This is a genomic window from Gemmatimonadaceae bacterium (genome assembly GCA_036003045.1).
Classification (GTDB): domain Bacteria; phylum Gemmatimonadota; class Gemmatimonadetes; order Gemmatimonadales; family Gemmatimonadaceae; genus JAQBQB01.
Genome location: DASYSS010000104.1, coordinates 171,073 through 182,193, shown reverse-complemented (window position 1 = coordinate 182,193; position 11,121 = coordinate 171,073). Strand labels below are relative to the sequence as shown.

The 11,121-nt window shown below is 67.8% G+C and carries 7 protein-coding genes; 1 reads left to right on the top strand and 6 read right to left on the bottom strand.

Annotation, left to right across the window (positions count from 1 at the left end):
• From VGQ44_23325 to VGQ44_23305, 5 genes are all read right to left on the bottom strand, one after another.
• Positions 1-1,144: amidohydrolase family protein (locus VGQ44_23325; GenBank protein HEV8449774.1), on the bottom strand; the 1,144-nt coding region annotated here is incomplete at its 3' end.
• 65 nt (positions 1,145-1,209) lie between these two features.
• Complete coding sequence (locus tag VGQ44_23320; protein HEV8449773.1) at positions 1,210-3,645, bottom strand: ABC transporter permease; 2,436 nt, start codon at positions 3,643-3,645, stop codon at positions 1,210-1,212.
• Between the two features lie 117 nt (positions 3,646-3,762).
• On the bottom strand, positions 3,763-5,487 hold the full coding sequence (locus VGQ44_23315; GenBank protein ID HEV8449772.1) for a carboxypeptidase-like regulatory domain-containing protein: 1,725 nt from the start codon (positions 5,485-5,487) through the stop codon (positions 3,763-3,765).
• A complete protein-coding gene (locus tag VGQ44_23310; protein ID HEV8449771.1) occupies positions 5,477-6,394 on the bottom strand; it encodes a hypothetical protein in 918 nt (305 codons plus the stop codon). The genes VGQ44_23315 and VGQ44_23310 overlap by 11 nt, the downstream gene beginning before the upstream one ends.
• A 169-nt stretch (positions 6,395-6,563) precedes the next feature.
• Positions 6,564-7,175: a hypothetical protein gene (locus VGQ44_23305; protein HEV8449770.1), complete on the bottom strand. Its 612-nt coding sequence runs from the start codon at positions 7,173-7,175 to the stop codon at positions 6,564-6,566.
• Between the two features lie 286 nt (positions 7,176-7,461).
• Between VGQ44_23305 and VGQ44_23300 the strand changes: the two genes are divergently transcribed.
• The gene (locus VGQ44_23300; protein HEV8449769.1) at positions 7,462-8,091 is read left to right on the top strand and encodes a hypothetical protein; all 630 of its coding nucleotides are present in this window, start codon (positions 7,462-7,464) and stop codon (positions 8,089-8,091) included.
• Between the two features lie 18 nt (positions 8,092-8,109).
• Here VGQ44_23300 and VGQ44_23295 read toward each other — a convergent pair whose 3' ends face one another.
• Positions 8,110-10,986, bottom strand: coding sequence for a gamma-glutamyltransferase (locus tag VGQ44_23295; protein HEV8449768.1), 2,877 nt, complete (start codon positions 10,984-10,986; stop codon positions 8,110-8,112).
• Positions 10,987-11,121 lie beyond the last annotated feature (135 nt).

The window sequence follows — 11,121 nt, the reverse complement described above, 5'->3', positions numbered from 1 at the left end:
GTGCCGCCGCGTATGCGTCGAGCCGCTGCCCTTCGACCGCGCGATCGGCGAGGTTCGAGACGTTGGCGATCATCACGTTCCCCCACCCGCCGATCAGCTCGACCTTGGCGAGCGTCTCTGCTCGAATCCGATCCGCTGTCGCGGAGTCGCCGAGGCGAGCCAGGAACGCGTCGTTGCTTCCGTCTCGGCTCCAGACGGGAAAGAGATTGGTGAGCCCCGTCTGATAGGCGATGTACGGATAGCGGTCGAACGCGGCGTCGCATCCCGCCGCGCGCGCGGCCGCCACACGCGCGAACGCGTCGTCGAGCTTTCCCCAGTTGCGCGGGCCCTGTGTCTTGAGGTGCGAGATCTGGAGCGCACAGTTCGCGCCGCGTGCGACGGCGATCGCCTCGTCGATCGCCTCGAGCACGTGGTCATCTTCGTTGCGCATGTGCGTCGCGTACGGGAGCCCTGTTCCCGCGAGCGGTTTGCAGAGCGCGATCAGCTCTTCACGCGGCGCGAACGCGCCCGGCGTGTACTCGAGCCCCGTCGACACGCCGCATGCGCCGTCCGCCATCGCCGAGCGGACGAGCTGCTCCATTCGCGCCAGCTCGGCCGCGGTCGCCGGACGATTGTCGCCGCCCACGACGACGTCGCGAATCGTCCCCAGCCCGACCATCGACGCGACGTTCACCGAAGGTTGCACGCGCGCCAACGCGCTCCACAGTTCTCGGAAGGAATCGAACTGATTCCGCGAGTCGTCGCCTTGGCCGCCGCGCGCGACGCGAGGTGCCCGCGACGAACCATCTTGCCCGACGACGATCGTCGTGATTCCCTGGCGGACGAGCGACTCCGAGCGCGGATCCTCCCACAGGGAGCCGTCACCGTGCGAATGGATGTCGATGAATCCCGGCGCGACGGCGCGGCCGCGCGCGTCGATCTCGACCGATCCGCGGTCGGACGAGCGACGCGTGACCCCGGTGATCTTTCCGGCCGCGATCACGACGTCCGCTTGTCGCCCGGCCGATCCGGTTCCATCGAACACGGTTCCACCGCGCACGATGATGTCGGCGTCGGCGCGCGAGCGAAGGTGGATCGCGGGAGCGCCGGCGAGGACTGCCGCGGCGCTGCTGGCGGTTCGGAGGAAGTCGCGTCGTGTGGTCATGAAGGTCGAGGGAGACGGCCGGACGTTGTCGTCGCGGACGTCATCCCGCAACCGGCAGCCGCGCGCTATTCCTCGCGCAACGCCACGACGGGGTCGACCCGCGTGGCGCGCATCGCCGGAACCAGCGTCGCCAGGAACGCCACGGCGACCAACAGAACCGAGACGATCGTGAAGGTCACCGGATCGGTCGCGCCAACCGAGAAGAGCTGGTTGGAGAGGAACCGTGTGAGCGCGAACGCCGCCACGAGACCGATCGCCACGCCGATACCCGCCAGTGCCATGCCCTGGCCGACCACCAGTCCGAGTACGCGCGACCGCGCGGCACCGAGCGCCATGCGAATGCCGAGCTCGCGCGACCGTTGCGTCACGGAGTAGCTCATCACGCCGTAGATGCCGATCGATGCCAGAACAACGGCGATGAGCGAGAAGAGTCCCAACAGCATCATCGACAGTTTGCGCTGGCCGACCGACGTCTCGACGAGCCTGTCCATCGTGTTCACGGCGGCCAGAGGCAAGTTGCGGTCGATGGAGTGGACCGCTTCGCGCGCGGCCGACAGGAGCGCGGTGGGATTGCCCGTCGTCCGCACTGCGACCGTCATGTTCCCGATGCCGGATTGAGTCGTGGGGAAGTAATACTGAATGCGCGGCTCGGCATCGAGACCTTCATGCGCCGCATGGCCGACGACGCCGACGATCGTGATCCACGTCGAATCGGTCGAGCCGCGTCGCGCGCCGAACGTGATGCGCTTGCCGATCGGGTCGGCGTGCGGGAAGTACTTCTTCACGAACTGCTCGTCGATGATCGCCACCTGCGGGCCGCCCTGTCGGTCGTTGTCGTCGAAGTAGCGACCCTTCTTGAGCGGAATCCGCATCGCTTCGAAAAAGCGCGGAGACACGATGCGGATGTCGCCCCACGGCCCGTTCTGGCCAGGCGGCACGATCAGCCCTTCGATCGTGAAGCTCGCCGTCGACCAACCGCCGCCGAACGGAATCACCGACGTGACGCCCGCGGCCTTTACGCCGGCGATCGCGTTGAGCTTGGGCTGCAACTGCTGCTGAAAGAGAATCTGCGCCGTGTCCGTGTTGTACTTCACGCGCGGAAGATTGAGGTTGAACACGAGCACGTTGTGCGGATCGAATCCGGGATCGACGCCCTGCAGGCGCGCCACGCTCTTGATGAGCAAGCCGGCGCCGGCGAGCAGCGTGAGTGACAGCGCCACTTCGGCGATCACGAGCCCGCGCCGCAGGTTTCGGCCGGCGAAATCCGCCGCGCCGCTGCGGCTGCCGTCTTTGAGCGTTTCCTGAAGGTTCGTGTGCGACGTCTGCAACGCCGGCGCGAGACCGAACAGCAAACCCGTGGCGACCGACAACCCGAGCGTGAACACCATTACGTGCCAGTCCACGCCGACTTCGCCGGCGCGCGGCAGATTCGGATTCAGCGCGACCAGCGACGCGACGCTCCAGCGTGCGAGCCCGAGCCCCAGGACGCCGCCGCCGAGCGCGAGCATCACGCTTTCCGTCAGGAGCTGCCGTACCAGCGACGCGCGGTCGGCGCCCAACGCGGCGCGAATCGCGATCTCCTTGATGCGAATCGCGGCGCGCGCGAGGAGCAGGTTGGCGACGTTCGCGCACGCGATCAACAGCACGAAGCCCACCGCGCCGAGAAGCACCAGCAGGGCGGGACGAATCCGGCCAGTCGTGAGATCGTCGAGCGTGCGGACCTTGAGCGTCCACGTCGGCGAGAAGTTGTTCGGGTTCGCCTTCTTGAGATTCTCCGCGAACAGCTTCATCTCCGCCTGGGCGCGATCGGGCGGCACCCCGGCCTTGAGACGCGCGACGGAGTTGAGATACTCGTTCGTATAGCCGTTGTTGAATGCGGCCGGAGCCAGGGCGAGCGGAACGTATAGATCGGCGGTTCGCGAGAAGAATCCCCGGAAACCCGGCGGCATGACGCCGATGATCCGATACGACTCGCCGTTCAATTCGATCGACGAGCCCACCGTCGACGGCTTTCTTGCGAAGAGGCGCGTCCACAGTCCATCGGTGATGACGACGACGTGCTCGTGTCCCGGTTCGTCGTCGGCGCGTTGGATCACTCGTCCCGCCTGCGGCGCCACGCCGAGGACGTGGAACCAGTCGCCGGAAACGCGCTCGCCCGGCACACGTTCGGCGTCCCCGCCGGCACCGGTCAGATTCGCGCCGAAGTTCGCCTCGACGGCGACCGACTCGAAGCTGCTGGTCTTGTCACGATAGTCGCGAAAACCCGCCGCCGAGATCGGCGCTTCCATGCTGTTGAGCGACGGATAGAAATGCTCGATCGACACGAGCGCGCCGGGGTCGCGGTAGGGCAGGGCGCGCAAGAGAACCGTGTTGACCACGCTGAAGATCGCCGTGTTCGCGCCGATGCCGAGGGCCAGCGTGACGAGCACGATGGCGGTGAAGACCGGGCTTTTTCGCAGTCGCCGGAAGCTGTAGCCGATGTCGCGAAGCAGAGCGTCCATCGAAACCTCGGAGAGGAACAGGGTGGGAACACGCGCGCGCCAGAAGAGCCCCGGCTGAAGGGGCGTCTCCGTTCGACATTGTGCCAAAGCGAATGGTTCGAATGCGGCTGCGCCGTTTCAGCGATCGAAGTCGACGACCACAACGTATCCGCCGGCCGGCACCCTGGCCTGGCGGATTCGCGGCTGGTCGGAAGCCACTCCCCGCGCGGCGCCGGTCCCTCCCGAAACGCGAACCGTGAGCGCGAGGCCTCGCGGCACGCCACAGACGAAGTAGCCGCCGCGCGCGTCGGCTGCCACGCTGCGCGCCTCGTGTACGACGACCGGGGGACCGCCGCCCAATCTCGCGTACGGCATGTCCCACGAAACCTCGACGCTCGCGCCAGCGGCATCCTGGAGCGCGACTCGCCCCCGCACGGCGCCCTCGTTCCACTCGAGCGCCTCGTTGCCGCACCGCGCCGCGAACGCTTCCTGCGCGCTCGGCACCCGCACGCCGATCGGATCGAAGGGATGATCGGGGATGGTGATGCCGGCCAATGTGCCAGGTGCGTCGAGCGAATCCAGCGCCGGGACGTGCACGATGAGACGCGCCGGACCGGGAAGCACGCGGTCGAACCGAACGACGCCGTCCTCGGCGGTCGCGAAGCTCCGCGCGGTGTCGTTCAGGGAGACCATCGCGCGAACGGCGGCGCCGGCCGAATCGGTGACGCGGACGGCGACGCTGACGCGGCCGCGTTCCCACCACACGGCGCCGCCGCGGCGCAACTCGAGGATGTCGCCCCGCGATTCGTGAATTCCGATCAAGCGCTGACTCGTCCGCTGTCCGGGCGGCGCGCCGGGTACGGTCGAGGGCTCGCGAAAAATCGTCGTCTCGACGATCGGCGATCGAATCCACCAGCGGCTGATCGTCCAGCTCCCGTCGGGAAGCCGCAAGAACTCGACATGTCCGCCCGCGTGAGCCCGCTCGACCACCGACGTGACATTCACGTAGGTGTAATCGAGCGATCGCAGCTCCGCGCTCTGTCGATCGATCCACAGCACACCGCGAACGTCCACGTGTCCGCCCCCCCCTTTCACCGACGGCTCGAACGCGACGCCGAGCACGCCGGCGAACGCTCCGGTGTCGGCCGGCGGAAGCTCAGGCCGGATGCAGTGCAGCGCGGCGAAGGATTCGGAGAGCAGCACGTTTGCGTCGGGTCCCCAGTAGGTCGTGCCGCCGTGCTCGTCGTTCGAGGCGTAGCCGGATCGCGCCAGCTCGTCGGGCGCGAGGGTCACGATCGGCCGGCGCGACGCTCCGTCCGCGGTCGACGCGGAATCCACGAGCACCTTGCCGCCGCTTGGGTCGAACGTGCGCTCGTCGTGCGTCAGGCGAACGCCCAGCGGCTCGGACTCGGTGAGTACGGTGGCGATGAGCGCCGTGCGCGCCTCGTCCCAGAGTCGAAACGCAATCCCGCTGGTGTCCGGGTGGACTTGGCACTTCCCGCGATCCACCACCTGAACCGACGGCAGCACCTGGACACGTCCCGACAGAGGCAGGTCGCGGCGCGCCGGCGTCGCGGCGCGCAGGTCGACTGGTCCCGCGACCGTCGGACGAAATCCGATGCGGAGCACGCGAACCATGTAGCTGCCCTCGCGTGCCGCGCTCACGCTGTAGCTGCCGTCTTCTTTCGAGACCGTGCGTCCGGCGATCGCGCCGTCGGCGCCGACGAGCATCACGACCGCGCCGGGAACATGCGCGCCTTGATCGGTGACCGTGCCGGTCAGCCGCTGCGCGTGGACGCGTGTCGCGCCGGCGAGCGCGAGGCTCGCGGCGATCAGGCGACGCGCAACTCGGTCAGGGCGCACGAGGGCCTTGAGTGCGCGTCCAGATCATCACGATTCCGCACGGCGCGTCGGGTTGCACGCTCGAGAACTCGATCGGTATGGTCGCGGTGCCGACGTACGCTTCGATGCCGCGGATCGATCCCACCGGAACTTCGTCCACCGAGAACGACGGATCCATCAATTGGCCGTCGAGGCCGACGCGGAGCACGCACTTCCGTCCATCGACCGCCGGGCCGCGCGACGAGTCGTCGAAGACGAACTGCGAGGGAACGCCGCGCCCTACTGGAGGCGCGCCCTTGACGTTCGCCACGCCTCGGCCGCCTGTTCCGGGAGTCGTGGCCGTGCCCGACAGCGATGCGCGGAGCCCTCGGTTGGACACGAGCTGCAGCACGCCCCCGCTGTCTCGCACCGAGACGCCGAGAATGGTCTTGAACAGATCCGACGTGCGAACGGGCTGGCGCTTCGCGATGTCCGCTTCGGTGATGAACACTCCGCCGACGTGCCTCGCGGCCCGGCGATCGAAGTCGGTGGTCCCGTTCGACGCGACGACTTTCGTCGGTCCGAGCGTCGCGACGGTGCCGGACGACGTCGACGTCATCGCCACGCGCAGAGGACTCGCTCCCACGGTCGCGTCTGTAGCGAGCGAGTCGGTTCGGTAGCCGGCGAGCACGAAATGAAGGACGGGTCGCGGAGCGGTACGTGCCGAGACCACAAACGCTCCGCCCGTGTCCGTCTGCGCGCGTCCAATGGTGTCGCTGCCGGCGGTCATGATCACGACGACGGACGGAAGCGGGCGCGTCGTGCGAGCGTCGATGACGCGGCCATGCATCGTCGCGCGCGTGGAATCACCTTGCGCGAAACCAATCGCGGGCACGAGCGCGAGCATCGTTGCCGCGGCCAAACGGTCGCGGCGCGTGAAACACCGCATGGGACTACGGTAGCATCGAAACGGGGTCGATAGAAAGACACCCTCGGCGGACGCAACCCTTTAAAGGAAGAACGCAGAACTGAGCGTTCGAGGCGACAATCCTTTTCGTGACCTTACCGAAAATGAAAAGGGCCCCTGTCGGGGCCCCTTCGTCCACTCTTTTAAGTTCTTACCACCCGCGTCTGCCTATTCCGGGCGGAAGAGCACCCGGCGGAAGTGCTGGTGAACCGACCGGGCGGCCACCGCGCGGCCGAGGCCGCGGATCGCAATGGTCGTCGTCGCCGACGATACCGCCACGAATCACCGCGCCGAAGATTCCACCCAGAACCGCGCCAACGCCGTTTCCACCGTTCTCGGGAATGGGCGCAGTCGACGGATAGGTCGGAGCTGGCAGGGGCGACGGCCGAGCGAGGGGCGGCGCATCCGGCGACGGCGTCGATGCGGGCGTGGGCGTGGTTGCCGTCGACGCCATCACCTGAGCCGGTGGCAACTCGGCCTTCACGTCAGCCTGCTCGACCGGCGTGACCGACGCTTTACGCGTGGGATGTTCGCTCCGGATCGTCCGCGGTCCGTCGGGAGCCTTTTTGGGCTTGAGCGCCATCTCCTGATGGCTCCGCGGCGAGATTTCGTCCGGGCTGATCTGAATCGCCTGCGACTGCGTTGCCAGCTGCAGGTCGCGCTTCAGGTCGTCGTTGAGCGCGGTCGCGTTCGACTTTGATTTGCCGCACGCGAGCGCCACGATCGCTGTCGATCCGAGCGCAAAAGACACGAGTTTCCGCATCGTTGCCCCCCAGGGCGGGACGACTTCGCGCGTCAAACGCGCGCTAGCCGATTCGTGACAATGGCACATGCCGCGCCACCTGTAAACCGGGATTACAGAAACTTTGGTTCCGTGCGCCGTCCCTCCCACTGGACGCGCGCGTCCGGGAGAGAGGACACCGGTCGCCCTGCTGTCCCCTATCGCCGGGCACCGATATGTTCGCCAGCGCCTTCGGCGACCGTGTCTTTCGTCGGATTGGTGTCATCGGGCAAAGAGACAACGCGGACGTATCCGGGTACACCACCACATGCCAACCAGATCGCTCCGAATCTCCGCTGCCGCGTGGCTCGCGGTTTCGCTCGCCGCCTGCGGCCCTCAGACTCTTTCGGCCGATGACCGGCGCTCCATTGCCGACTCGCTGGCTCGGCAGGTCAAGGCGGCATCCGACTTATCGCAGCCGAATGTCGTCGAACGGATGCTGAGCCTCTATCCGCCGGCCGGCCCCATCGTGTCGGCTTCGGCCGGTCACATGACCACGTCGCGCGACACGCTCGCGATGGGCATCAAGGCGTTCTGGGACAACGTCGGCGTCAACATGCGACAGCCGCAGTGGGTCTGGGACAAGATGGTCGTGGACGTTCTCGCGCCCAACGCGGCGATCATGACCGCGACATACCACATTCCTCATTTCACGCCGCAGAATCAGCCGCACGTGATCGCCGGCGCGTGGACGGCCGCGTTCGAGAAACGTGGGTCGCGGTGGTACGTGGTGCAGGAGCACCTGTCCGACGCGCCGACCATTCCCGATTCCACACAAGCGGCGACGCAGGGCGGAGCGACGATGCCCGGAATGGCGCCCGGCGCAACGATGCCGAAGACGCCGGCGACAGGGATGCCGCGCCGCGGTTCGAAGAACCCTCCGCCTCCGCCCCGCTAGCGTCCCCTTCGAGTTCTCTTAAGGAATCGCGCCCGCGGCGCCCGCGCGGCGAGGATCCGCACCGGCAGTCACACGGCCCCCCTCGATGCGCAGCGCGGCACCGTAGCCTTCGCGCAGCTCGCCAGGTAGCGAAACGAGCTGCGTTCGATATCCGAGCTCGACGAGTCGCTTCATCACTTGCGGTGAGAAGCCGTCCTCGAGCTGAATCGTCGCGCCCGCGGGCGTTGGCGCGGGCGCTCCGCCTCTGCCGCCCCCGCGCCCTCCGCCTCCCCCGCCGCCACCGACGAGGAATCGCGGCAGCTCGAGCGCGGCCTGCGGGCCCAGATGCTCGTCCATCATGCCGATCAGCGTTTCGTAGACGGCGGACGTGATCCATGCATTGCCAGCCGCGCCGACGGCCATGACGGCGTGTCGCGATCGTCCGGTCCCCTCGAACACGATCGTCGGCGCGATCGTGCTGCCGTGTCGCGCGAACGGCACGCGCGAGCCGTAAGCGCCTGGCTCGGTTCCGTACGACGCCAGCTTGTCGTTGTAGATGAATCCCAATCCCGGCGACACATAGAAATTCCCGCCCCAGGTGCCGAGCGTCTGGGTCGTCGCGACGACGTTTCCCGCGCCGTCGGCGACGACGAACGCGGTCGTTCCGGCCGAGCGGCACGACGCCGCCTGGTTGGCGTCGTAGCCGTGGGCGATGCATTCCGGCGGACGCGCCAGCTCGACGCTCGCCGTCTTCACGCCCTCGCCGCAGCGCAGTGTGTCGCCGCGCAGCGTCGCGAGGCTGATCGCCTTGTCGCGGTCGAAGCAGCGCCACCGAGCGCGTGCCGTATCCTTGTTCGTGAACGGCTCGATGTCGGTAGACCAGAGTCCCGGATCGGCGATGCGGTTCCTCGTCGACGGGACCAGTTGCCACGCCGCGATCATCGCGTGAAGCGAGGTCGCGTCGTCCGGATACGGTTGCAGCGAGCCGAACACCTCCAGCGAATTCAACTTCGCCGCGAGGTCGGCACCGCCGGCGACCGGAGGCGCGCTCGAGAAGAGCGTATATCCGCGGTATGTGCTGGCCACCGGCTCGCGCTCGGCCGCGAAGTAGCGGGCGAGGTCGCTCGCTTTCATGACATTCCCGTGCGCGCGCAGATCGGCGATTATTTTCGCCGCTACTTCTCCTCGATAGAACGCATCCGCCCCGCCTTTCGCGATCTGCTCGAGCGTCCAGGCGAGGTCGGGATTCTTGAGCGTGTCGCCGGCGTGCAGCGGCTCGCCGTCGCGGAAGAACAGCGCCTTGCTGCCGTCGTATTTGAGAAATTGCTCGCGCTCGGTGGCGAGCGTCGTCGCGAGCCCTTCGCTCACGACGTAGCCGTCGCGCGCGGCGCGGATCGCCGGCTGAAGCAGGTCTGCCCACGGAATCTTCTTGCTGCCGAACTTCTGCCAGGCGAGATGCATCGCGGCCACGGTCCCCGGCACGTTCGCCAACACGGGCCCGCCGTCCGGCAACCGCCCATTCGTGAGCAACGACGTGTTGGTGAGGCCCGCGTCCTCGGGCACGCGCGACATGAACTCGATCAGTTGCGGGCGCTCGAGTCCTTGCGTGAACACCAGCATCTGTCCGTATCCGCCCGGGCCGCTCGCGTCAGGCTCGACGACGCCGAGCGCGAACGAGACCGCGACCGCGGCGTCGACGACGTTGCCTCCCTTCGCCAACATCTCGAGACCGGCCGCCGTCGCCACGGGATGCGCACTCGACACCGCGGCGCGTCCGGTGGCTGACTGCTTGTACGGCGGGTGCTCGCGAAGCATGTCGTGGAGCACCGACGCGAGCTCGTCGTCCGTCTTGGCCGCGACGGCGCGCGGACGGTACTTCGTCTTCAGTGATTCCCATTGAGCGCGCCGCGGAGCGGCGTCTGGCTTCGAGTAATACAGCGCGGCCGTGCGATCCCAGAGCTGATCGAACGCATCGGCGTTGTGGATCGCGCGGTCCAACGCCGGCGATCCTTGCTGCTCCGCCAATTGAAGATCCGGCGAGACGGGCGCGGCGATCGTCCACATCCGTCCTCCGACCGACGCGAGCAGGTTTGCGTGGCGATCGCCCGTTCGATCCGGATCGCCGTTGTACCCGACCGGCGCGATTGGCTCCGCCGGTGGGAGATCGACGAGCGTGACCGTCTTTCCGTCCGGATTCCACGCCGACTCGGCGTGCCGAGCGCTCGCGACGTTCACGTAGCGCCCGTCGAGCGGTGACACGTACACGGCGCCGCGCGGGCCGGCCGCCGTCCAGGCGAGCCGGTCGCCGGCAGGCGACCACGTCGGATGTTCGATTCTCGGGTCGGTCAGCACCGTGCTGTCCTGCCCGTTGTCCACCGTGAACACATGAAGCTTTCGCGACGCGGCGCCGATGGAGACGTAAGCGATGCGGGCGCCATCCGGCGACGCGGCAGGCCACTCTTCGATGGCTGAATCTTTCGTGAGGCGGGACTCGGCGCCGCCGGTGGAGCGCACCCAGAGTCGAGCCGCGCCCAGCCGCCCGCGAACGAACACGATGCGACCGTCGCGCAGCACGGTCGGCTCCCCGTCGGGAAGCATCGACGACGTCACGCGCTCCGGCGCGGTCTCGGCGCCCGGTTCGGAGTGCACCGCGACGCGCCAGAGATCGAACTTCCCGGATCGATCGGACGAGAACACGATCGCCGCGCCGTCCGGCGTCCAAGCGGGCTCGCGGTCCCACGCCGGGCCCGACGTCACGCGCGTCCACGCGCCCGACTTCGACACGATCCAGATGTCGCCGTCCACGCTCACGGCGAGACGGCCGTCGCGCGAAAAGGTCGGGTTGCGGGCGCCGGCGGAATCGATGGCGGGCGTCGTGCCCTGCAGCAGAGCGGCGGCGAAGATCAAAAACAACATCGACTGCTCTCCGTTTCACGTTGATGAGGCCCGATGAACCTCCGTACTGCGCCGTGCATCGTCAATGGCCGAGGATGATCGCCGTGCTGTGGCACGGGCGGCACGACGCGTGCGAGTGCAGGACCCTCGATCACC

Bases quoted from the DNA above. Each gene is read 5' to 3' on its own strand.
- VGQ44_23320 (HEV8449773.1), bottom strand. From the start codon at position 3,645: ATGGACGCTCTGCTTCGCGACATCGGCTACAGCTTCCGGCGACTGCGA.
- VGQ44_23310 (HEV8449771.1), bottom strand. From the start codon at position 6,394: ATGCGGTGTTTCACGCGCCGCGACCGTTTGGCCGCGGCAACGATGCTC.
- VGQ44_23305 (HEV8449770.1), bottom strand. From the start codon at position 7,175: ATGCGGAAACTCGTGTCTTTTGCGCTCGGATCGACAGCGATCGTGGCG.
- VGQ44_23300 (HEV8449769.1), top strand. From the start codon at position 7,462: ATGCCAACCAGATCGCTCCGAATCTCCGCTGCCGCGTGGCTCGCGGTT.
- VGQ44_23295 (HEV8449768.1), bottom strand. From the start codon at position 10,986: ATGTTGTTTTTGATCTTCGCCGCCGCTCTGCTGCAGGGCACGACGCCC.